This window comes from Pseudacidovorax intermedius (assembly GCF_001476815.1).
Lineage (GTDB): Bacteria > Pseudomonadota > Gammaproteobacteria > Burkholderiales > Burkholderiaceae_C > Xenophilus > Xenophilus intermedius_A.
Genome location: NZ_LDSL01000039.1, coordinates 1 through 21,413 on the forward strand (window position 1 = coordinate 1; position 21,413 = coordinate 21,413).

Annotated in this window: 20 protein-coding genes; 17 read left to right on the forward strand and 3 right to left on the reverse strand. The window is 67.5% G+C overall.

The annotated features are described in order from the left end of the window. The first annotated feature begins 149 nt into the window (after window positions 1-149). The 8 genes from NS331_RS05970 to NS331_RS06005 are packed head-to-tail and all read left to right on the forward strand — an operon-like array spanning window position 150 to window position 7,527. Entirely contained in the window at window positions 150-1,391 is a 1,242-nt protein-coding gene (locus NS331_RS05970) for a CaiB/BaiF CoA transferase family protein (RefSeq protein WP_058641096.1), read from the forward strand. Between the two features lie 8 nt (window positions 1,392-1,399). Continuing rightward, window positions 1,400-2,548, forward strand: a complete 1,149-nt coding sequence (locus NS331_RS05975; RefSeq protein WP_058641097.1) for an acyl-CoA dehydrogenase family protein — start codon at window positions 1,400-1,402, stop codon at window positions 2,546-2,548. A 21-nt stretch (window positions 2,549-2,569) separates the two neighbouring features. Continuing rightward, window positions 2,570-3,052, forward strand: coding sequence for a MaoC family dehydratase (locus tag NS331_RS05980; protein WP_153012758.1), 483 nt, complete (start codon window positions 2,570-2,572; stop codon window positions 3,050-3,052). Window positions 3,053-3,080: 28 nt separating this feature from the next. Continuing rightward, on the forward strand, window positions 3,081-3,848 hold the full coding sequence (locus tag NS331_RS05985) for a glucose 1-dehydrogenase (RefSeq protein WP_058641099.1): 768 nt from the start codon (window positions 3,081-3,083) through the stop codon (window positions 3,846-3,848). 33 nt (window positions 3,849-3,881) lie between these two features. Beyond that, window positions 3,882-4,862 carry a tripartite tricarboxylate transporter substrate binding protein gene (locus tag NS331_RS05990; RefSeq protein ID WP_058641100.1) on the forward strand — a complete coding sequence of 327 codons (981 nt, stop codon included), beginning with the start codon at window positions 3,882-3,884 and terminating at the stop codon, window positions 4,860-4,862. Window positions 4,863-4,878: 16 nt separating this feature from the next. Next, a complete protein-coding gene (locus NS331_RS05995; RefSeq protein WP_058641101.1) occupies window positions 4,879-5,322 on the forward strand; it encodes a PaaI family thioesterase in 444 nt (147 codons plus the stop codon). Between the two features lie 31 nt (window positions 5,323-5,353). Next, on the forward strand, window positions 5,354-6,334 hold the full coding sequence (locus tag NS331_RS06000; protein ID WP_058641102.1) for a Bug family tripartite tricarboxylate transporter substrate binding protein: 981 nt from the start codon (window positions 5,354-5,356) through the stop codon (window positions 6,332-6,334). Window positions 6,335-6,381: 47 nt separating this feature from the next. Continuing rightward, on the forward strand, window positions 6,382-7,527 hold the full coding sequence (locus NS331_RS06005; protein WP_082702289.1) for a CaiB/BaiF CoA transferase family protein: 1,146 nt from the start codon (window positions 6,382-6,384) through the stop codon (window positions 7,525-7,527). A gap of 6 nt (window positions 7,528-7,533) precedes the next feature. On the opposite strand, the gene NS331_RS06010 is transcribed toward NS331_RS06005, so the two are convergent. Further along, entirely contained in the window at window positions 7,534-8,361 is an 828-nt protein-coding gene (locus tag NS331_RS06010; RefSeq protein WP_058641103.1) for an IclR family transcriptional regulator, read from the reverse strand. A 61-nt stretch (window positions 8,362-8,422) separates the two neighbouring features. Between NS331_RS06010 and NS331_RS06015 the strand changes: the two genes are divergently transcribed. Together NS331_RS06015 and NS331_RS06020 are read left to right on the forward strand one after the other, a co-directional pair. Beyond that, entirely contained in the window at window positions 8,423-9,436 is a 1,014-nt protein-coding gene (locus NS331_RS06015) for an acrylyl-CoA reductase family protein (RefSeq protein WP_058641104.1), read from the forward strand. 13 nt (window positions 9,437-9,449) lie between these two features. Further along, window positions 9,450-10,220, forward strand: coding sequence for an enoyl-CoA hydratase/isomerase family protein (locus NS331_RS06020; protein ID WP_058641105.1), 771 nt, complete (start codon window positions 9,450-9,452; stop codon window positions 10,218-10,220). Between the two features lie 532 nt (window positions 10,221-10,752). Here the strand turns inward: NS331_RS06020 and NS331_RS06025 are convergent. After that, on the reverse strand, window positions 10,753-11,637 hold the full coding sequence (locus tag NS331_RS06025; protein ID WP_058641106.1) for a LysR substrate-binding domain-containing protein: 885 nt from the start codon (window positions 11,635-11,637) through the stop codon (window positions 10,753-10,755). Window positions 11,638-11,950: 313 nt separating this feature from the next. Between NS331_RS06025 and NS331_RS06030 the strand changes: the two genes are divergently transcribed. The 7 genes from NS331_RS06030 (at window position 11,951) to NS331_RS06060 (ending at window position 19,575) form a co-directional block, all read left to right on the forward strand. Continuing rightward, complete coding sequence (locus NS331_RS06030; RefSeq protein ID WP_082702290.1) at window positions 11,951-13,444, forward strand: ATP-binding cassette domain-containing protein; 1,494 nt, start codon at window positions 11,951-11,953, stop codon at window positions 13,442-13,444. Between the two features lie 20 nt (window positions 13,445-13,464). Beyond that, window positions 13,465-14,460, forward strand: coding sequence for an ABC transporter permease (locus tag NS331_RS06035; RefSeq protein WP_082702291.1), 996 nt, complete (start codon window positions 13,465-13,467; stop codon window positions 14,458-14,460). Window positions 14,461-14,528: 68 nt separating this feature from the next. Further along, entirely contained in the window at window positions 14,529-15,533 is a 1,005-nt protein-coding gene (locus tag NS331_RS06040) for a substrate-binding domain-containing protein (protein ID WP_082702292.1), read from the forward strand. 145 nt (window positions 15,534-15,678) lie between these two features. Then, the gene (locus tag NS331_RS06045) at window positions 15,679-16,503 is read left to right on the forward strand and encodes an SMP-30/gluconolactonase/LRE family protein (protein WP_206597323.1); all 825 of its coding nucleotides are present in this window, start codon (window positions 15,679-15,681) and stop codon (window positions 16,501-16,503) included. A 339-nt stretch (window positions 16,504-16,842) separates the two neighbouring features. After that, the gene (locus NS331_RS06050; protein ID WP_058641109.1) at window positions 16,843-17,592 is read left to right on the forward strand and encodes an SDR family NAD(P)-dependent oxidoreductase; all 750 of its coding nucleotides are present in this window, start codon (window positions 16,843-16,845) and stop codon (window positions 17,590-17,592) included. 112 nt (window positions 17,593-17,704) lie between these two features. After that, on the forward strand, window positions 17,705-18,562 hold the full coding sequence (locus NS331_RS06055; protein ID WP_058641110.1) for a transketolase: 858 nt from the start codon (window positions 17,705-17,707) through the stop codon (window positions 18,560-18,562). Beyond that, entirely contained in the window at window positions 18,559-19,575 is a 1,017-nt protein-coding gene (locus NS331_RS06060) for a transketolase family protein (RefSeq protein ID WP_058641111.1), read from the forward strand. The genes NS331_RS06055 and NS331_RS06060 overlap by 4 nt, the downstream gene beginning before the upstream one ends. A 251-nt stretch (window positions 19,576-19,826) precedes the next feature. Here NS331_RS06060 and NS331_RS06065 read toward each other — a convergent pair. Further along, the coding region (locus NS331_RS06065; protein WP_242873666.1) for a carboxylesterase family protein at window positions 19,827-21,413 on the reverse strand (1,587 nt) is incomplete at its 5' end.

Genomic DNA, 21,413 nt, shown 5'->3' on the forward strand with positions numbered 1-21,413 from the left:
GGCTGGGGCTGCATGACCAACGGCGTGTGGTTCTCATTGTCGAACATCGTTCATTATCCCGCACGAATTGATGGGGTATGGCGCTCTACCGGCAAGTTGTTGTTACTATAGACGAACTATGTTCATATATATGAATTAAGGAGGCCGCGATGGCTGGACCTCTTTCCCGAATTCGCGTCCTGGACCTGACCCGCGTACTGGCAGGCCCATGGGCGACTCAGATGCTGGCTGACCTCGGCGCCGATGTCATCAAGGTGGAGCGCCCCGTGCTTGGGGACGACACGCGCCACTGGGGCCCGCCATGGCTTCGCGACGAGGATGGCCGGTCGACCAGCGACTCGGCCTATTTCTCATCCACGAACCGCAACAAGCGTTCGATTGCGATTGACCTTGCTACGCCTGAAGGTCAGGAACTGGTGAGGGAGCTGGCGAAGAAGTGCGATGTCGTGGCGGAGAACTACAAGGTCGGTGACCTCAAGCGCTACGGCCTGTCCTACGAGGACCTGAAGGCGGTCAACCCGGCCCTGATCTATTGCTCGGTGACCGGCTACGGCCAAGATGGCCCCTACGCGGAGAAGCCCGGCTACGACTTCATCTTTCAGGGTGAGGGCGGCCTTATGAGCATTAACGGCGAGCCTGACGACAAGCCGGGCGGCGGTCCGGTGAAGACCTCGATCGCGATCACCGACGTGCTCGCCGGCCTGAACGCCACCATCGCCATCCTGGCGGCGCTGGAACACCGGCGCCACACTGGCGAAGGCCAGTGCATCGACATCTCGCTGCTGGACACCATCGTCCACTTTGGTTCGAACCAGATCGCCAGCTACTTCGCGAGCGGCGAGATCCCGAAGCGCTGGGGCAACGCGCACCCCAACCTCACGCCCTACCAGTCCTTCCGCACCAAAGACGGCCATCTCATCGTGGCCTGCGGCAACGACGGCCAGTTCCGCAAGCTCTGCGCGTGTCTCGGCCAGGGCCACTTGGTGAAGGACCCGCGCTACATCCGTATGGCCGACCGCAACATCAATCGCGAGCCGCTGATCGCCGAGCTCTCTGCGCTGTTCGTGACGGAGACCACCGCCCACTGGCTACAGGTGTTGGAGCGCAGCGAAGTGCCCAACGGCAGCATCAACACCTACGACAAGGTCTTCGAGCACCCGCAGGTCGTCGCACGCGAGTTGGAGGTGAAACAGCAGCACGCCCGAGGCGGCGAGATCACGACCGTCCGCAATCCCATCCGCCTGTCCGCCACTCCTGTCGAGTACCGGTATGCGCCACCCCTGCGCGCGCAGCACACGCAGGAAATCCTCTCCAGCGTGCTCGAGCTGTCGGCGGAGCGGGTGCAACAGCTGGCGACCGCCAAGGTCGTCGAAATCGCGAACAAAGACTGACCGAATCGATGTACTACTCCCTGACCGACGACCAGCGCCAGATCCAGGATCTGCTGCGTCGCGTGGCCCGCGAAAAGGTGGCCAAGCGCGCGGACGACATAGATCGCACTGCGGAATATCCGCACGACATGTATGCACTCCTGAAGGAGCTTGGGCTCTTTACCCTGCCGTTCCCGGTCGAATACGGCGGCACGGGCAGCATGCTGTCCGCCTGCATCGCCATCGAGGAACTGGCGCGCGTCTGCTACAACACCGCGTACCTGTTGCTGGTGCAGTGGGTTCCTTTCGGCGCCATCTTGCATGGAGGCTCCGAGGAGCAGAAGGAGTGGCTGCTGCCCGGCCTCGCCTCCGGCGAAATGCGCGGCGCGTTCTCCACGACGGAGGCCCAGAGCGGGTCCGACGTCAGCGGCATCCGTACCCGTGCCGTCAAGGTGCCCGGCGGCTACAAGATCAACGGCGCCAAGATTTGGTGCACGAACTCTGACCTCGCCGACTTCGTGCTGGTGGCCGCGAAGTACGAGCAGGACGGCAAGGACGGCATCAGTCTCTTCATCGTCGAAAAGGGCACGGCCGGTTTCACCGTTGGCAAGAAGGAAGAGAAGATCGGCGCGCGCGGCGTGCCCTCCTGCCCCTTGTTCCTGGACGACGTGTTCGTGCCGGAGAAGAACCTGGTGGGCGGCGGCTTCCGGGCCGTCATGGAGGCCTTCAACTCCAGCCGCCCGCTCATCGGCGCGCGCGGCGTCGGTCTCGCGCAGGGCGCGATCGACCACGCCACGGCCTTCGTGCAGGACCGCAAGGCTTTCGGCCAGCAGGTTTCCGACTTCCAGGGCATCCGCTGGATGCTGGCGGACATGGCAATCCAGACCGAGGCCGCGCGCAACCTGGTGTACCGCGCCGCGTCGCTGGTCGACCAGTCCGCGCCCGCCGTGGAACTGGCACCCATCGCCGCCATGGCCAAGTGCTTCGCCACCGACACGGCGATGAGGGTGGCCACAGATGCCGTGCAGCTGTTCGGCGCCGCGGGCGTGTCGGCCGAATACCCCATCAACCGCTACTTCCGCGACGCGAAGGTGCTGCAGATCATCGAAGGCACCAACCAGATCCAGCGGAACATCGTTGCCAACAGCCTGCTGGGCCGCGTCGCGCGCGCCCGCTGAATTCTTCACGAGGACAAACACATGAGCGCATCTGACATGCCCACTGTCGGCCTGGGTCTCTACTTCGAAGACCTACCCGTCGGCAAGAAATTCAAGACCTTGGGTCGCACCGTGATGGATGCCGACATCTGCGCGTTCTGCAATGTGATCCACATGACCGAGGTGCTGTTTACGGACATGGAGTTCGTGAAGCACGAGTCGGACATCAAGGGCCGCATCGCCCCTGGCGCCTTCATCTACGGCGTCGCGGAAGGCCTGCTGGCGCAATCGACGATGCAGAAGACCGGCTACGCCTTCCTGAACATGGAACTGACTGTGCACAGCCCGGTGTTCGCGGGCGACACCCTGCACGTCGAGTGCGAGGTGATCGAATCGCGCGCCTCCAAGAGCCGCCCTGGCCGGGCGCTGGTGCGCACCGCCAACAAGGTCATCAACCAAAAGGGCCAGGTGGTCCTGAGCTACACCCCGCTGCGCATGGTCAAGTGCAAGAGCGCTGCGGCCTGATCCTCAACCGTACATCCAGGAGCGAAGCATGAGAGGACTCAAAAATCGGGTCGTGGTAATTACAGGGGGCGCGGGCGGCATTGGCGCCGCCCTTTGCCGTCGCATGAGCGAAGAGGGCGGCAAGGTCGCCGTGTTCGACCTGAACAAGGATGCGGCCAGCGAGTTGGCGGCGGAGTTGAGCGCGCACGGCGTCGCGGCCCGCGCTTACGGCGTGGACATCAGCGACTATGCGCAGGTCCAGGCCGCGGTGGCCGACGTCGAGGCGAAATTGGGCCCGATCGAGGTTCTGGTAAACAACGCGGGCTGGGACCATGCCGCGCGCTTCATCGACACCAACCCGCAGTTGTGGCAGAAGCTCATCGCGATCAACCTGGTCGGGCCGCTGAACCTGCAGCACACGATCGTCAAGGGCATGATCGCCCGCGGCTACGGCCGCATCGTGAACGTGTCCTCCGATGCAGGCCGCGTCGGCTCCTCCGGAGAGTCCGTCTATTCGGCGTGCAAGGGAGGCATCATCTCCTTCTCCAAGACGCTGGCCCGTGAAGTGGCTCGGAAGCAGATCACGGTCAACGTGGTTTGCCCCGGCCCGACCGAAACCGCACTGTTCCGCGACTTCGCTGGGGAGGGCGAGTCCGGCGACAAGCTGCGTGGCGCACTCGCAAAGGCCATCCCTTTTGGCCGCCTGGGCCAGCCGGAGGACGTGGTGGGCGCCGTGTGCTTCCTGGCGTCCGACGAAGCCGCGTTCATCACTGGTCAGGTGCTGTCCGTCTCGGGCGGCCTGACCATGGCCGGCTGATCCCAAACAGCAAGGCATCGGGTGGAGACAAAAATGAAGTTGAAGTCCCTCGCAAAGACGGTAATTGCCGGCGCCTGCATCTGCATGGGCGTCCTGCACACGACGCAGGCGGAAGAGGCATATCCCAGCAAGCCCATCCGCCTGGTGCTGGGCTTTGCCGCCGGCGGCGGCACGGACGTGATCACCCGTGCACTCGCGCAGCGCATGGGCGAGATCCTCGGCCAGCAGGTCATCGTCGACAACAAGGCGGGCGCCAACGGCAACATCGCGGCCGAGGCCGTCGCCCGCGCGCCGGCCGACGGCTACACGCTGCTGTACAACACATCCTCGATCGCGATCAGCCCGGCGCTTTACCCCAAGCTCTCCTATGACGTGATCAAGGACCTGGTGCCCGTGAGCCAGACCGCCAACCTGCCAATCATCCTGGCAACGGCGAAGAACCTGAACGTGCGCACCGCGCAGGAATTCGTCGCCTACCTGAAGGCCAACCCAGGCAAGCTGAACTACGCGTCGGCGGGCAACGGCAACATCACGCATCTGTCCGCACTGCTGTTCCTGCAGGCCACCGGCACCGAGGCGACGCATGTGCCTTACCGCAGCGAAGCGCCGGCGATGACCGACCTAGCGGGCGGCCAAGTGTCGTTTTACTTGGGCACCGCACCGGGCGTGATACCGCTAATGAAGGACGGCCGCGTCAACGGCTTGGCGGTCAGCACGCTCAAGCGCATGGAGACGCAGCCAAACCTGCCCACCATGTCCGAGACCGTCGCCAAGGGCCTGGAACTGGGTGCCTGGTCGGGCATCATGGCGCCCGCCGGCACCAAGCCGGAGGTGATCAACAAGCTCAACGCGACGATCGAGGCCGCGCTGAAGGACAAGGCGCTGCTCGAGAAGTTTGCCCTTCAGGGCGCAGAGGCGCGCCACAGCACGCCGGCCCAGTACGGTGCCTTCATCCAGACCGAAGTCGTGCGCTGGTCCCAGATCATCCGGGCCAACAGTGTGAAGATGGACTGAGCGACCGGGGGCAGGCATGAGCAGCACCCGTTTGAACACCGCGCAGTTGCAGGGGGTCGTCGACCGCTCCCCCTTCAACCGCTGGCTCGGCATGAAGGTGGTCGCGGTCGACGAGCGCAGCGTCACGCTGCGCATCACCTGGCGGAAAGAACTGATCTCCAGCCCGGAGCGGCAGTCGACCCATGGCGGCGTGATCGCCGCGCTGGTCGACTGCAGTGCCGACTACGCGATCGCGGCGGCGCTGGGCCATGCGGTACCCACCATCGACCTGCACATCGACTATCACCGGGCCGCCACGCCGGGCGACCTGGTAGCCGAAGCGGCCATCACGCACCTCGGCTCCACCATGGGCGCGGCGAGCGCTCGGGTGACGGACGCGGAAGGCCGGCTTATCGCCAGCGGCCGCGGCCTCTACATGGTGGCGGCCAAACCCGCCAAGGCGTCCGAAGGCGCGGACTGAATCCAGAACCCAAGACCAAGGAGACATGCACATGAATAGCCCCAGACAACTGACCCGGTGGCTGGCGACGGCCGTGCTTGGACTTTCATCCATCGGCACGGCCCTTGCCCAGGGCCACTGGCCCACCCAGCCCATCAAGCTGGTCGTGCCCTTTGCCGCTGGCGGCGCGACCGACCAAGTGGCGCGCCTCATCGGTGCGAAAGTCGGCACCATGCTCGGTACTACCGTCATCGTGGACAACAAGCCAGGCGCCAACGGAAATGTCGGAGCCGACATGGTCGCCAAGGCCCCGGCCGACGGTTACACCTTCCTCCACACGACCTCGTCCCTCGCCTTCTCGGCCGCCTTCAGGCAGAAGGTCCCGTACGACCTGACGAAAGACCTGCAGCCGGTGTCGCTGGTGATCAACCAGCCGCTGCTGATCATGTCGAGCCTGAGTTCCGGCATCGTCGACGCGGCGACGCTGAAAGCCTACCTGCGCAAGAATGGCAACGACGTCAGCTACGCCTCCTCGGGCAACGGCAACCTGACGCACCTGGCGATGTACGTGGTGCTGAACTCGCTCGGCGTGCAGGCGACGCACATCCCCTACAAGGGCGGAGCGGCGGCCTTTCCCGACGTCATTGCCGGGCGCGTGGACCTGTTCGCGGACCCCATCAACTCCGCCTGGCCGTATGCCCGCGACAAGCGCGTGACCGCGCTCGCGGTCACGGGCGCGCAGCGCTCCGTGCTGGCGCCAAACGTTCCCACCGTCAGCGAGTCGCTGGTCCCCGGCTTCACCATGGGCGCCTGGCAGGCGCTGCTGGCGCCCGCGGCGACGCCGCCGGAGATCGTCGCCAAGGTGCGCAATGCCTACGTAGCGGCGCTGCAAGACCCGGAAGTGAAGGCCAAGCTGGCCGCGCAGGGCGCCGAGCCCGTCGGATCTTCCGGAGAAGAGCTCCGCGCCTTCATGGGCGCCGAGATCAAGCGCTGGGAGAAGGTGGTGCAGTCCTCGGGCATCAAGCTCGACTGAGTCCGCCACGGCCCGTCTCACACCCATTTCATCTGAAACGCCTTGCCATGGGACCCCTGCACGGAGTCAGGATTGTCGAACTCGCCGGGATCGGCCCCGCCCCGTTCGCGTCAATGCTGCTGGCGGACCTCGGCGCCACCGTCATTCGCGTGGACCGTCCGGTGCCGGCCAAGCTGGGCATCGAACGCCCGCTCAAATTCAACCTTCTGCTGCGCAACCGTCAGAACCTGGCGGTGGACCTCAAGAGCGACGCGGGGCGGGAGCTCGTGCTGGACCTGGTGGACAGGGCGGACGCCCTCATCGAAGGCTTCCGTCCCGGCGTGACCGAGCGCCTGGGTCTGGGGCCGGACGCTTGCTTCGCCCGCAATACGCGCCTGGTATACGGGCGGATGACCGGCTGGGGCCAGGCCGGTCCCCTGGCGCAGGCCGCGGGGCACGACCTGAACTACATCGCCGTGACCGGCGTGCTGGCGTGGATCGGCCGGCAGGGACAGGCGCCTTTGCCGCCGCTCAACATGGTCGGCGACTTCGGTGGCGGCGGCCTCTACCTTGCGCTCGGGGTGGTCGCGGCGCTGCTGGAGGCGCGCGGCTCGGGCAAGGGTCAGGTGGTCGACGCGGCGATCGTCGACGGCGCTGCGTCGCTCGCGACCTCGCTGTTCGGCCTGCATGGCGCGGGGCTCCTCGGCGAACGCGGCACCAATATCCTCGATGGTGGCGCGCCCTTCTACGACACGTACCGCTGCAGCGACGGCAAGTACATCTGTGTCGCGCCCATAGAGCCGAAGTTCTACGCGGAGCTATGCCGCCTGATCGGCTCGTCGGTCGAGGAGATCGGCCCGCAGGACGACAAGGCCGCTTGGAGCGCCGCCAAGGAGAAGCTCCAGCGCATCTTCGCGACCCGCACGCGCGACCAGTGGTGCGCGCTGCTGGAAGGCAGCGATGCCTGCTTCTCACCCGTGCTCGACGCGGCGGAGGCGGCGCGGCACCCACACCTGCAGGAACGCGGAACCTTCGTTGAGGTGGATGGCGTGCAACAACCTGCGCCTGCACCCCGCTTCTCACGCAGTACGCCAAAGGCACCGCGGCCGCCGGAACATCCCAGCACGGAGGGTAGCCTCGCGGCCCTGCGCGACTGGCTCGGCGAAGACGCTGCGCGCCGCTGGTCGGAGCAACTTGCCGGCCGCGCCGCGTAGGCCCGGTCAGGCGTTCTTGCCCGGGCTGTGCGTGCGCGCGTTGGACAGAGCCTGCGAGGCCCGTGCAGTGACATCGAGTACGAGCTCGCGCATCTGTGGCAGCGACTTCAGCATGCGGCCCAGCGGCGCCGCCACCAGCAGCGCGTGCGTCGGGCGGCCCTGCGAGTCGATGATCGGCGCCGCGATTCCCGCGGCTCCATCCACGGCTTGACTAAGGCTTACGGCGCAGCCTTCCTTCTCAATCCTGTCCAGATCTGCACGAAGTTGATCCGCCTCTATCACCACATCGCCCAAAGGACTCTGGAAAGGTCCTGCCGCCAAGAAGGAAGCGACCCATTCAGGTTCCTGGTGGGCCAGCAATGCACGGCCGGCCGCGGACACGAACAGGGGCCGGACCGCGCCGACGCCCACCGCGTAGCGCACGGCCTGCTTGCTCTGGATCGCGTCGACGTAGGTGACGACGCGATGTTCGCGATCGATAGCGGTGAGGTAGACGCTCTCGTTGCTGCGGTCGGCGAGCTCCTGCAGGAACACGCGCGCCAGACTCGGGTACGAATGCCCCGCCAGGACTTTCATCGACAGTTGCAGGATCGCAGGGCCCAGGCGGTAGTGGCCCGCCAAGTGCACCAGGTACTCCGATGCCACCAGCGGACGCAGCAGCGACAGCAGGCTGCTCTTGGGCGAGTCGAGGGCCACGCTCAGTTCGGTCAGGGTCAGGCCTTCGTCCATCTTCGCGAGCTTCTCAAAAATGTTGAGCACGCGCACCAGGGAGCGGGGCCCCGCCTCGACAGCCTTGTGGGAGCTGGAATCGTCCGGTTCGGTGCGTTGGATCATGGGGCAGGAGAGGAGGGGTGCAACGATTCTATCGGCCACACCGCAGCGATAGCGACAGGAAGTGAAGACCATCATGAAGAGCCCGGAAGAGATCAACTGCGTGTGCGTGCTCGGGGAGGGCCGGCAGGGTGCGTTCGTGCGGAGGAAGGCGCTCGCCGACACTACGCCGGGCGCGGTAACAGTGCAGGTAGCGTACGCGGGCCTCAACTACAAGGACGCGTTGGCGACAGAGCCCGAAGCCAGGGTGATCCGCAACTACCCGCGGATCGCCGGCAGCGACTTCTCCGGCGTCGTCGTCGAATCCGCGGACCCCGCATTCGCGCCCGGGGACAAGGTGTTCTCGTGCGCCAATGGCATTGGCGTGGAGCGTGATGGTGGATTCGCAGATTACGTGCGGGTGGACCGCGACCACCTGCGCCACCTGCCCGCGAGCCTGTCAACCTTCGAGATTGCAGCGCTAGGCGTTGCCGGGATCACGGCCGCTCTGTCGGTCCACCTGCTCGAGGACCAAGGCCTGGTGCCTGGCGCGGGGCCGGTGCTGGTGACGGGCGCCACCGGCGGCGTGGGCACCATGGCGATCGAGATGCTGGCGCGGCGTGGCCACAGGGTCGTTGCGCTCACGGGCAAGGCCAGCCAGGAACTGGTGCTGCGAGAACTCGGCGCATGCGAGGTCATCACCAGGCTGCCGGCGGAGGGGACGCCAAAACCCCTCGCTCCCGCGGCCTGGGCCGGTGCGATCGACACCGTCGGCGGCGAAACGTTTGACGGGCTGATCCGGAGCATGAAGCCCAAGGCCTGCATCGCGAGCGTCGGCAATGCGGCCGGCAATGCGCTGGTGTCCAACCTGTTGCCTTTCATCTTGCGCGGCGTGCGGATCGTGGGCGTGAACCTGACGGAATACGCGCCGCTCACCGAGGTGCTGCTGGCACGGCTCTCCGACGAGATGAAGCCTACGCGCGCCATCGGCCTGACCCAGGTCGTTGGCATGAACGAAGTCCCGCGGATGCTGCAAGCCATGCTCCGGCGGGAAATTACCGGGCGTATCGTGATGCGCCCGCAGCAATCCAAACCATGAGGAAGTCCGAAGAATGGGCGTTCACCTGAAGATGCATGGCGACCTGGCCGTTATGACCCTGGACCGCCAGGAGGCGATGAATGCCTTGAACGCCGAGATGATTGGTCGCATCGCGGCAGCGATCGACGCCGCCGCAGCCGCTTCGCCCCGCGCCCTTCTAGTGACCGGCGCCGGCGGGAAGGCCTTCTGTGCCGGCGCTGACGTCAAAGAATTGCTGGGCCAGGACGGTGACCAGCAGGGCGAGAACGCCCGCCGCGGGCAGGCCGCCTTCACCAAGCTGGACCGCCTGGCGTTTCCCTCCTTGGCCGTCATCCGCGGCGTCGCCCTCGGCGGGGGGCTGGAACTGGCCATGGCCTGCTCGTTCCGCATCGCTGCGCCCGGCACCAAGCTCGGCCTGCCGGAGCTCAGGCTGGGACTCTTACCTGGCTACGGTGGAACTCAGCGCCTGCCCCGGATTGTCGGTGCCGCGCGCGCGCTCGAGCTGATCGCAAGCGGCCGCCTGGTGGACGCGGAAGAAGCGCTGGCCATAGGCCTGGTCCACCAAGTCAGAGCGATCACCGATCCGGTGCAGGCCGGCGAGGAGTTCCTGGCGCGTTTCGGCGAGCGCCAGCCCGCCGCCTTCCGCTTCGCCCGCGACGCCGTTGCCCAGGCGCAGGTCCTGCCGCTCGCCGAGGGTCTCGAACTGGAAGCGCGCCTGTTCTCGCAGGTTTCGCAGACTGAGGACGCCGCTGAAGGCATGCGCGCATTCATCGAGAAGCGCAAGCCGCGATTCGTGGGTCGCTGAACCCCCGGACAAGGCCATGTCTGACTACTGGTACCTGCTGCGACCAGCGCGCATCGCCGGCACCGTGCCGCCCAACCGAATGGGCATGGGCGCGATGGACACGCGGCTCGAGACCATGGATGCTGGATTCATTGCTGCTGGATGCGCACCAACACACGGCACTGTTCTGCTCGGCCATGGGGCAGCCGCGGTTGTTGACGGTCAGCCGCGCTCTCAGGCGTGCAGCCCTGCCCAAGGTGTCGGACCTGGAACCACGCGAGCCGAGCTGTTGCTAAGTGCACAAGAAAGCGGGTCATCTTCTGCACGTCGACACCCCGATGCTCGGCCATATCGAGCGACCCAGTCACCGGGTCGTGGGTAAGCGCAAGGACGCTATGGACGGGCCGGCTGGAAGTTCCTGTTTATGGCGGTGAGCGATCAAGCACAGGAATATTGCCTGCATATGGCGAGGATCCCAATCTGATCCCGAGTTGTCTGCTTCTTGCTGAAATTGAAGACGCCGCCACCGCGGCTTTTTCTTTTCGCCGATCGCTCAGGTCCTCGCCGCCTGCCCGTGGACCCATGCCAGGAAGGCCTCGACCGTCGGCCGCTTGGAGTGCCGCGCCGGGTAGACCGCGAAGTGCGCCTTCACCTTGATGCAGGGCGCCATGCCGAAGACCGGTTGCAGAAGGCCCTCGCGGATGTGCTTGCCGGCCATGACGGCGCTCTCGAGCGCGACGCCCAGGCCCTGCGCCGCCGCGTCCAGCGACATCTGCGCGCGGTCGAAGCGCACGCTGAAGCGCTCCGGCGCGCGCCGGTTGGTGTGCGCGCGGAACCAGTCCGACCACTGCACCACGCTGACGTTGCTCTGGATCAGGGTCGCCTCCAGCAGCTGTTCGGGCCGCGTCAATTCCTTCTCTGCGATGTAGGCGGCGCTGGCGAGCGGAACGATGGGCTCCTCGAACAGGGGCTCGATCACCAGGTCGCCCCAGTTGGGCACGCCGTAGCGGATGTCGATGTCCGCCTGCCCCAGCGCAAAGTCGCTGTGGGTGTGGGCCGCTGACAGGTTCAGCGCGATCTCCGGGTGGGCGAGGGCGAATTCGCGCAGCCGCGGCATGAGCCACAGCGTGGCCAGGCTGGGTGCGCAATGCACGTACAGGCTGTTGCTCACGCCCTGGCGCATGTCGTCGGTGGCCGAGCCCAGGGCCTGGATGGCGCCGCCGACGCGCGACAAATAGCGCTCGCCCGCCGCGCTCAGGCGCACGCCGTGGGCGCTTCGCTCGAACAGGCGGGTGGACAGGAAGTCCTCGAGCCGGGCGATCTGGTGGCTGATGGCGGAGGCCGTCACATGCAGCTCGGCCGCCGCCAGGGCAAAGCTGCGGCGACGCGCGACGGCCTCGAAGGCCTGCAGGTTCGAAATGGGCGGAATGGCAGCCATAGGGTCAACCCCTGCGTCAGTTGAAACGGCGTCATCTTAGGTTGAGAAGACATCGCTTGAGCTCATGCCGCTTCGCGGCGACCATGCGGGCCATTCGACGCCGACGACAAGGCGCCTGTGCCACCCTTGCGATGCGCGTCTGCCACGCCTGCAGGGGCCGGCATCACGACATGGAGACTTCATCTTGCTTCGTTCGCCGCCCCCTGCCTGCCGCGCGCCTGCGTGCCTTCGCCGGACGGCCCCCGTGGGCCGTCTGGACGCGCGTGGCCGCAGCCGCAGACCCGTCTGAGCCGGCATGCGCAGAGAAACCGCCATGACCTCCAGCGCCCTCGTCGTCGCCCGCGGCATCCGTAAGAGCTTCGGGCCAACCCAGGTCCTCAAGGGGGTGGACTTCGCCATTCACGCCGGTGAAATCCACGCCCTGCTGGGCGGCAACGGTGCCGGCAAGTCCACCCTCATCAAGATCCTCACCGGCATCGTGCCGCGCGACAGCGGCGACCTGTCGCTCGACGGCCAGCCGCGCTCGCTGGACAACGTCCACAAGGCCGCGAGCACGCTGGTGGCCGTGGTCCACCAGGAAATGGCGCTGCTGCCGCACCTCAGCGTGGCCGAGAACATCGCGCTGCCGCAGGCGCGGCGCGCACTGGCGGTGGTCGATGCCGCTGCCGTGCGTGCCAAGGCCCTGGACGCGCTGACGCTCATCGACGAGGAATTCGCGCACCGCGCCCTGGACCAGGCCGTGGCGCGCCTGAGCCTGCACGAGCGCCAGCTCGTCGAGATCGCACGCACGCTGGCCTCGGGCGCACGGCTGCTGTTCCTGGACGAGCCCACCGCCAATCTCACCGCCGCGGAATCGCAGCGCTTGTTCGAGGTGCTGCGGCGGCTGGTGCAGGTCCGGCGCATCGGCGTCGTCTTCGTCTCGCACCGCATGCGCGAGATCCGCGAGATCGCCCATGTCTGCAGCATCCTGCGCAATGGCACGACCGTGGTCGACCGCCTGCCCCTGGACCAGTTGACTGACGCGGACATCGTCGAGCGCATGGGCCAGGGCGACGCGGCGCGTGCGCCGCATGCGGTGACCCTTGGCGTGCGCGCGCCGGTCGAGGCCAAGGACGCGGTCCGCCTGGAATGCGAAGCCATGAAGGTGCACATCGCGCCGGGCAGCGTGCTCGGCCTGGCGGGTGCGCCAGCGGGCCCGTCGGCCCTGATCGACCAGCTGGTCGGCGCCGCCGGCGCCCGGGGCCGCTGGCACCTGGCCGTGCGCGACCGGGTGCTGGACACGCGCTCGCCGCGCAAGGCGCTGGCCGCCGGCGTGGGCTACGTGTCGGGCGACCGGGCCAACAAGGGGCTGTTGCTGAGCCTGCCGATCATCGACAACCTGATGGCGTCCCGGCGCGTGCGGCAGGGTGACATCTGGGTGCGCGCGGCCGAGCAGGTGGAGGCCCAGCGCCTCATGGACGGCCTGTCCGTGAAGGGCCACCTGTGGCAGCTGCCGAGCGCCCTGTCGGGCGGCACGCAGCAGAAGCTGCTGATCGCGCGATGGACGCAGCTCGCCCCGTCGGTGCTGGTGCTGGAGGAGCCGACGCGCGGCGTGGACATCGGCACCAAGAAGGAGATCTATGCGCAGATCCGCGCGCTGGCCGCGCACGGCACGACCGTCATCTGGTGGTCCACCGAGAACGTCGAGCTCAAGGAGGTGTGCGACCTCGCGCTCGCCTTCGATCCCGACGGCCAGCCCACCGCGCTGCTCGCGCACGAAGAGCTGACCGAAGAGCGCCTGGCCGATGCCACCGGCATGGCCGCCTGAACAACCCTGGAGACACCGACATGAGTTCCCTGCTGGGCAGCACGCCCCATCCGCCGCGCGCCGCGGCGTCATCGCCCTGGCGCGCGGTCGCCAGCTACCGCACCGAGATCGCCATCGCCGCGGCCATCGTGCTGCTCGAACTGTTCGTCGGCGCCCTCATTCCGGCGGCCCTGAGCTGGGGCAACTTCGCCAACGTGATGCAGGCCGCCGCGCCCCTGGTCATCATGGCCATCGGCGTGCTGCTGGTGGTGGTGACCGGCGGCATCGACCTGTCGGTGGGCTCGGTGTTCTCGCTGGCCGGCATGGTGACCGCACTGGCGATGTCGCAGGGCCTGGGCGCTGTGGGCTCCAGCATCGCCGGCCTGTCGGTGGGGGTGGTGTTCGGCGCCATCAACGGCTTCCTGGTGGCCTGGGTGGGGCTGGCGCCCTTCGTGGTCACGCTGATCACCTACGCGGTGGCGGCCAGCCTGGCCTTCATCGTCACCAACGGCCATTCGATGCCGGTGCCGGAGCCGGACTACTGGTTGCTGAACGCGGGCAGCCTGGTGCCCGGCCTGGTGAACCATGTGCTGTACTGCATCGTGCTGCTGGTGGCCGTGGAGTTCGGCCTCAAGAAGGTGGTGGCCGGGCGCTGGCTCTACGCGGTGGGCAGCAGCAGCCAGGCCGCCGGTCTGCTCGGCATTCCGGTGCGCGGCGTGCGCATGATGGCGTACATCGCCTCGGGCCTGCTGGCCGCCTTCAGCGCGCTCATCAGCATCTCGTACATCAGCAATGCCGAGGCCACGGCCGGCTCGCCCCTGATGCTGCAGGCCATCGCGGCCGTGGTGATCGGCGGCGCCAGCCTGGCCGGCGGCACGGGCTCCGCCGTGGGCGCCATGCTGGGCGCACTGATGATCACCGTGATCCAGAACGGCGTGAACCTGATCGGCATCAACAGCTTCTGGCAGGGCACGGTCACCGGCCTGGTCATCCTGGCCGCGGCGTTGATCGATCGCTTCAGCAAGCAACGGCGCTAGGCGCCGCCCTCGCGCCCGCTCGCCGGTTCCTCGCAGCCGCCTCTTTTTTCACCCCAAGGAGACATCCCATGACAACCCGTTCCCTCTCGACGCTCGCACGGCTCGCGGGCAGCTGCACGCTGGCCCTGGCTGGCGCCGTGGCCCTCGCTCCCGCGGCGCAGGCGCAGGACAAGAAGCTCACCGTGGCCTACATCGCGCCGTCGCTGGACATCAGCTACTGGCAATGGGTGGGCTACGGCGTCAAGACCAAGGCGGCCGAGCTGGGCATGAACTATGTCGAATACACCAGCGAGAACTCGCCGGCCAAGCAGATGGACAACATCCGCACCGCCGTGACCAAGGGCGTCGATGCCATCGTCATCGGGCCGGTCAACTCCACCGGCACGCCGCCGGTCCTCGCCTTCCTGAAGGACAAGAAGGTGCCCATCGCCTTCGCCGGCATCGGGCCCCAGGCCGGCCAGACCGACTACGTCTCGGCCGTGACGGCCAACAACTACGACACGGGCAAGGCGCAGGGCAGCTTCGTGTGCAAGCTGGCCAAGGAGCGTGGCGGCAACAAGGTCGGCATGCTGTCGCTGCCGCAGGACCGCGAGAACGCGCAGAAGTACCTCAAGGGCGCGACCGAGTCCTTCAAGGCAGACGGCTGCGACCTGGTCCAGATGCTGCAGACGCGCGGCCTGACGGTGAACGAGGCCGTGGCCCAGGCCAATGACCTGCTGACCGCCCACCCCGACGTCAAGGCCATCTACGGCATGTACGACGAGGCCGGCACCGGCGCCGCCAAGGCACTGCAGACGCGCAACCTGGTCGGCAAGGTGGCCGTGGTGACGGCCGACGGCAGCCCCACCACCATCAAGCTGCTGCGCGAAGGCGCGATCCAGGGCATCTTCCTGCAGGAGGCCGGCGGCCAGGGCATCGACGCCACGGAGCAGGTGTACAACGCCCTCAAGGGCAAGCCGACAAAGAAGGAGTTGGCTTTGGTGATGCCGTTGGTCACGAGCGAGACCATCACCGACCCGGCGGTGCAGGCCACGGTCAAGCGGGTGTATCCGCCTTCGGCCGGCGCCTACTGAGCCACGGCCTGTCCTTTCGTACCCCGCCCCTCGGGGCGGGGTTGGCCTTTTCTCATTTCTTCTTCGTAGTCTCCCCATGGCTTCAGGAATCTTCGCTTCGAACGTCGGCGCACCGGAAGGGCCCGTCTCTTTGCCCGACGGCGCCATGTATGTGACCGAGATGTCCAACGCGACGCTCAACGTGACGCACCTGAGTGCGAACGGCGAGCGCCGTGTGGTGCGCAACACGCAGGGCCGGCCCAATGGCCTGGCCATCGACGGCGACGGCCTGCTCTGGGTCGCCGAGGCCGGCCTGCGCGCGCTGCTGTGCATCGACCCGGACGGGCGCGAGGTCAAGCGCCTGGAGGGCGACGACACGCACGGGCGCTTCTACTTCCCCAACGACCTGGCCTTCGGGCCGGACGGGCATCTCTACATGACCGACTCCGGCATGGCGATGACGGACTTCCTCGAGGGCCAGGACTTCGCCGAGGGCTTCATGGACTTCGCCTGGGACGGCCGGGTGTACGACATCGATCCCCGCACGATGAAGATCGTGCGCGTCATCGACCGAGGCATCCGCTTCACCAACGGCATCGCCTTCGGACCCGGCGACGCGCTGTATGCCAATGCCTCATTCACCGGCGAGGTGTACCGCTACGACGTGTTCGGCAGTGCGCCAGCGCGGCGCGAGCTGTTCGGCAACGTGCTGCAGCCGGACGACCAGCCCGGCTTCAAGGGCCCCGACGGCATGAAGTTCGGCGCCGACGGTCGCTGCTACTGCACCGTGTACGCGCAGAAGAACGTGACGGTGCTCGGCACCGACGGGCGCGTGGCCGAGCGGCTGGCGCTCGATGGCGCCTGCCCCACCAACCTGTGCTTCGCCCAGGGTGAGCGGCGGATCCTGGTGACGGAAGTCTCCAAGGGCCAGGTTGAATGGGTGGACGTGCCTTGCGAAGGCGCGCCGCTGTTCTACCCCCGGACGCTCTAGTTTCGCAGGCGGGCGTTTCGGCCCGCCTTTCCTGCTCTTCGATGCCGGCCTCAAGCCGCGCCCGGCGCACCCTTTTGTGCGCCGGGCTTTTCGTCGTCTCACGACCCTGCGCCCGCCATGGCGGATGCGCCGAAGCGCCCACGCAGAGTGGCATTCCGCGGCCTAGGGTTCGCCCGGTGATCAGGTGAAGAACCGTCATCCTTCGATGATCAATCATCGTTTGCCTTCATCCTGAACGCCGCCGAACATCGCCGCCATCGACTCGACCCAACCCGTGCGTTTGCACGCAGATCACGAACGGGCCCCGCGCCCGACTTCCCCTTCAAGGAGACCGACAACATGCTGCTCGAAAACAAGGTTGCCCTCATCACCGGCGGTGCCGGGGTCAATGGCCTCGGCTTCGCCACGGCGCGCGAAATGGCCGCGCAGGGCGCGCGCGTCGTCATCATGGACCTGGCCCGCGCCGAGCCCGAGTCCGCCGCCGCCCGCCTGGGCGAGGGCCACCTCGGCGTCGTCGGCGACGTGACCGACAAGGCCGCCTGCGAGGCCGCCGCCGCAGCGGCGCTGAAGGCCTTCGGCCGCATCGACGTCCTCGTCAACAACGCCGGCATCACCCAGCCGGTGAAGACACTGGACATCACCGGGACCGACTACGACCGCATCCTGGACGTGAGCCTGCGCGGCACGATGTACATGTCGCAGGCGGTGCTCCCGGCCATGCGCCGCCAGAAGTCCGGCGCCATCGTCTGCATCTCGTCGGTGTCGGCCCAGCGCGGCGGCGGCATCTTCGGCGGGCCGCACTACTCGGCCGCCAAGGCCGGCGTGCTCGGCCTGGCCCGCGCCATGGCCCGCGAGTTCGGCATCGAAGGCATCCGCGTCAACTGCATTGCGCCCGGGCTGATCGAGACCGACATCACCCAGGGCAAGCTGAGCCCGGAACGCAAGAAGGAGATCGAGGACACGATCCCGCTCGCCCGCCTGGGCCGTGCCGCCGACGTGGCGGGCGCCTGCGTCTTCCTCGCCAGCGACCTGGGGGCGTACTGCACCGGCATCACGCTGGACGTGAACGGCGGCATGCTGATCCACTGACCGGCGTCGCGCCCCGTCTTCTTCCCCCGCTCCCATCTTCCCGCCGCATGCCGCGGTGCGTCCGCATGCCGGCCGCGCCCCCGCTGTCTTGCGGCCACCATCGAGAACCTTCATGTCCGACCTGACGAACAACTTGCGCGAGCGGGCCTACCGCATCCGCCGCTACGCCCTGCGCATGGGCGAGGTGCAGGGGCAGGGCTACATCGGCCAGGCCCTGGGCTGGGCCGATGTGCTGGCGGTGGCCTATGGCCATGCCATGAACCTGCGCCCCGACGATCCGGAATGGGAGGGCCGCGATCGCTTCCTGCTGTCGCACGGCCACTACGCCATCGCCCACTACGCCGCCCTCATCGAGGCCGGCGTCATCGACGAGGCCGAACTCGAGACCTACGGCAGCGACGACAGCCGCCTTCCCATGTCCGGCATGGCCACGTATACGCCCGGCATGGAGATCTCCGGCGGCTCTCTCGGCCAGGGCCTGGTCATCGGCGTGGGCATGGCCCTGGGCCTCAAGCAGAAGCGCAACCCCGCCTTCGTCTACAACAGCATGAGCGACGGCGAGCTCGACGAGGGCTCCACCTGGGAGGCCGCCATGGCCGCCGCCCACCACCGCCTGGACAACCTGATCTGCTTGGTCGACATCAACAACCAGCAGGCCGACGGCCCTTCCAGCAAGGTGCTGGGCTTCGAGCCGCTGGCCGACAAGTGGGCTGCTTTCGGTTGGCATGTGCAGCGCGTCAACGGCAACGACCTGCCCGCCGTGCTCGCCGCCTTCGACACCGCCCGGGGGCTCGCCGAGGCCAAGCCCCGGGTCATCCTCTTCGACACGCTCATGGGCAAGGGCGTGCCCTTTCTGGAGCAGCGCGAGAAGAACCACTTCATCCGCGTCGATCCGCCGGAGTGGCAGCAGGCGCTGTCCATCCTGGACGCCGGCCGTCCCACCCCCGCCACCGAAGGAGCCGCAGCATGAGCCAGGCCGTCGCAGAGAAGAAGCCCCGGCTGACCACGTCGGCCATGATCGCCTCCATCGCCTCGGAGGGCCAGCGGACCCGGGCGGCCCCCTTCGGCAAGGCCCTGGTCGAATACGCCGCCAGCCGCCCCGAGGTGGTCGGCATGACCGCCGACCTGGCCAAGTACACCGACCTGCACCTGTTCGCCCAGGCCTACCCGGAGCGCTTCTTCCAGATGGGCATGGCCGAGCAACTGCTGATGGGCGCAGCGGGCGGCCTGGCCAAGGAAGGCCGCGTGCCCTTCGCCACCACCTATGCCGTGTTCGGCACGCGCCGCGCCTATGACTTCATCCACCAGGTGATCGCGGAAGAAAACCTGAACGTGAAGATCTGCTGCGCCCTGCCGGGCCTGACCACCGGCTACGGCCCCAGCCACCAGGCCACCGAGGACCTGGCCATGATGCGCGGCGTGCCGGGCCTGACCATCGTCGACCCCTGCGATGCGCTGGACATCGAGCAGGCGGTGCCGCAGATCGCCGAGCACCCGGGCCCCGTGTACATGCGCCTGCTGCGCGGCCAGGTGCCGCTCGTGCTGGACGAAATCGAGGGCTACCGCTTCGAGCTGGGCAAGGCCAAGATGCTGCGCGAAGGCGCGGACGTGCTGGTGATCTCCAGCGGCATCCTGACCATGCGCGCGCTGGAAGTGGCGGCCGACCTGCAGCGCGACAACGTGGGCGTGGCGGTGCTGCACTGCCCGACGATCAAGCCGCTGGACGAAGCCACCATCGTGGCGGCCGTGGGTGCCCGGCCCCGCCTGGTGGTGGTGGCCGAGAACCATTCGGTGATCGGCGGCCTGGGCGAGGCGGTGGCGTCGGCCCTGCTGCGCCATCGCGTGCAGCCGGCCGGCTTCCATCTCGCCGGACTGCCCGACGCCTTCCTCAACGCCGGTGCGCTGCCCACGCTCCACGACCGCTACGGCATCAGCCGCGAGGTGCTGGGCCAGCGTATCCGTCGCTGGCTGGCTCATGACTGACGCGCTCGTCGGGCCGCAATCGGTTATTCCCACAACGTCGGGGACGCAGGGGGTCGGCACGGCCCGCTGCGTTCGGAACGTTTTTCACGTCATCGGAGGCGGCAGCCGGAACCAACCTCGCGGTCGGAATCGCACCTGGGTCGTGTTTGCCTGCGGCGAACGTCGTGCACGACGACCTTCATGCGGTCCAGTCGTCTTCAGTGCCACCTTCATTGAAAGGGGCGGCGGCAGGAGCCGCCTGCACTGACACATCAGGCGTAGCCCAGCAGCGAATCCCACACGGCAAGCTGAGACAGCTTGGGCACCTCGCCCGCGGTGAACGCGCTGCCGCCGGCGTCGCCGATGGTGAGGGCTGAGCCGGTGCGGGGCGTGTATTGGCGCCACGGACTGTCGGCAGGCAACCGGCTGCTGCCTTCTTGAGCGAAGCTACGCAGGGCTGCCATGATGTTCTGCGACAGTGATGTTTCGGCGGCCGTCGCGCCCACCTTGTCGCGGTAGGCATCCAGGCCGAACGTGCCGAAAAGCAGGGGCAGCTCTGCGCAGTGAGGTACCCCTCGGCCGGGCGCCAGAATGGCATGGGAGTAAGTTGCATAGCTCACGCTGCCGCCCTGTGCTGCGATGCGACCGGCGTAGCGAACGCCGAAGTTGCGCAATACGCGGTCACCGTAGATTTCTATCCACAGGTCGCCGTACGCGCTGGAGCGGCCCTCCTGTGCAGCCGCCTGCGCATAGGCGTCGATGACCAGATTGGCGTTGGCGGTGGAGCCGGCAACCTGGGGCACGACAAGGGCCAGCAACTGGTCCCGCGTCGTCGGCAACGCAGGCGTCAGGCGGCTGTTGGTTTTTGGATCGATGGCGTCCAGAAAGAAGGAGCCTTCGGTCAGCGTGTTCATGAAGACGGCCGGAAGGTTCTGCGGCCAGGCAGTGCGGGTCCAGTCGGACAGGCAGGAGATACCGTCCACGATGGGCGCGTTACGAGGCCCGAAGCCTGAGCGGATTCCGGCCGGCAGGGGCTGGCCGTTGAGCGCGGCCTCTGCCTGGAACAGCTGGGTGGCGTCCACGCTGCGTAGACCGCGCGGCGTGGTGTTCAATGACTTCGCCAGCGCCTCGGTGTACGTGGCTGCATCCGCCAAGGTGAAAGCCGAAGGGGCGGGCAGACCGGCTGGGCTGAGCAGCACCACCTTCTGGAAGCAGGCGCGTGCCGAGGGGTTCTGGGCCAGGATGGCGCAACTGGTCGCCCCGGCAGATTGGCCTACCAGGCACACGCGCTGCGCATCGCCGCCGAAGGCTGCGACGTTCTGGCGTACCCACTGCAGCGCGGCGATCTGATCCTGCAACTGCCAGTTGGCTTGGCTGCCGGTGTCGGCATCGGCCAGATCCGGGTGCGAAATGGCGCCCAGGCCACCCACGCGGAAGTTGATCGTCACCACCACGAGGCCCCGCCGCGCGAGTGCCTCGCCGTCCATCAGCGGCATGCTGGTCGCACCGGTGCGCCAGGCGCCGCCGTGCAGCCAGACGATCACCGGAAACGGGCCGCTGCGCTCGGCGGGGGCCCAGACGTTGAGGCTCAGGCAGTCCTCGGCCATACGCTCGGGCGTCGTGTAGATCCACGACACATACGGAGGGATGGTCTGAAGACTGGCGGCTCCGAAGCGGGTCGCATCGCGCACGCCGGCGCTCGCCTGAAAGGCTTTAGGCGAGGCGAGCCGCAATGCGCCGACAGGTGCCTGCGCGTAGGGAATCCCGAGGAATGACTGGATGGCACCGTCCGGGCTGCGGGCGCCCTGCAGGCGGCCTGAGGTGGTGTCTGCCACGGGGGCTGCGGCCGGGGCGGGCGC

What these genes read in the sequence shown, in the direction of transcription:
- NS331_RS05970 (WP_058641096.1), top strand. Translation starts at nt 150, where the DNA reads ATGGCTGGACCTCTTTCCCGAATTCGCGTCCTGGACCTGACCCGCGTA.
- NS331_RS05975 (WP_058641097.1), top strand. Translation starts at nt 1,400, where the DNA reads ATGTACTACTCCCTGACCGACGACCAGCGCCAGATCCAGGATCTGCTG.
- NS331_RS05980 (WP_153012758.1), top strand. Translation starts at nt 2,570, where the DNA reads ATGAGCGCATCTGACATGCCCACTGTCGGCCTGGGTCTCTACTTCGAA.
- NS331_RS05985 (WP_058641099.1), top strand. Translation starts at nt 3,081, where the DNA reads ATGAGAGGACTCAAAAATCGGGTCGTGGTAATTACAGGGGGCGCGGGC.
- NS331_RS05990 (WP_058641100.1), top strand. Translation starts at nt 3,882, where the DNA reads ATGAAGTTGAAGTCCCTCGCAAAGACGGTAATTGCCGGCGCCTGCATC.
- NS331_RS05995 (WP_058641101.1), top strand. Translation starts at nt 4,879, where the DNA reads ATGAGCAGCACCCGTTTGAACACCGCGCAGTTGCAGGGGGTCGTCGAC.
- NS331_RS06000 (WP_058641102.1), top strand. Translation starts at nt 5,354, where the DNA reads ATGAATAGCCCCAGACAACTGACCCGGTGGCTGGCGACGGCCGTGCTT.
- NS331_RS06005 (WP_082702289.1), top strand. Translation starts at nt 6,382, where the DNA reads ATGGGACCCCTGCACGGAGTCAGGATTGTCGAACTCGCCGGGATCGGC.
- NS331_RS06010 (WP_058641103.1), bottom strand. Translation starts at nt 8,361, where the DNA reads ATGATCCAACGCACCGAACCGGACGATTCCAGCTCCCACAAGGCTGTC.
- NS331_RS06020 (WP_058641105.1), top strand. Translation starts at nt 9,450, where the DNA reads ATGGGCGTTCACCTGAAGATGCATGGCGACCTGGCCGTTATGACCCTG.
- NS331_RS06025 (WP_058641106.1), bottom strand. Translation starts at nt 11,637, where the DNA reads ATGGCTGCCATTCCGCCCATTTCGAACCTGCAGGCCTTCGAGGCCGTC.
- NS331_RS06030 (WP_082702290.1), top strand. Translation starts at nt 11,951, where the DNA reads ATGACCTCCAGCGCCCTCGTCGTCGCCCGCGGCATCCGTAAGAGCTTC.
- NS331_RS06035 (WP_082702291.1), top strand. Translation starts at nt 13,465, where the DNA reads ATGAGTTCCCTGCTGGGCAGCACGCCCCATCCGCCGCGCGCCGCGGCG.
- NS331_RS06040 (WP_082702292.1), top strand. Translation starts at nt 14,529, where the DNA reads ATGACAACCCGTTCCCTCTCGACGCTCGCACGGCTCGCGGGCAGCTGC.
- NS331_RS06045 (WP_206597323.1), top strand. Translation starts at nt 15,679, where the DNA reads ATGTATGTGACCGAGATGTCCAACGCGACGCTCAACGTGACGCACCTG.
- NS331_RS06050 (WP_058641109.1), top strand. Translation starts at nt 16,843, where the DNA reads ATGCTGCTCGAAAACAAGGTTGCCCTCATCACCGGCGGTGCCGGGGTC.
- NS331_RS06055 (WP_058641110.1), top strand. Translation starts at nt 17,705, where the DNA reads ATGTCCGACCTGACGAACAACTTGCGCGAGCGGGCCTACCGCATCCGC.
- NS331_RS06060 (WP_058641111.1), top strand. Translation starts at nt 18,559, where the DNA reads ATGAGCCAGGCCGTCGCAGAGAAGAAGCCCCGGCTGACCACGTCGGCC.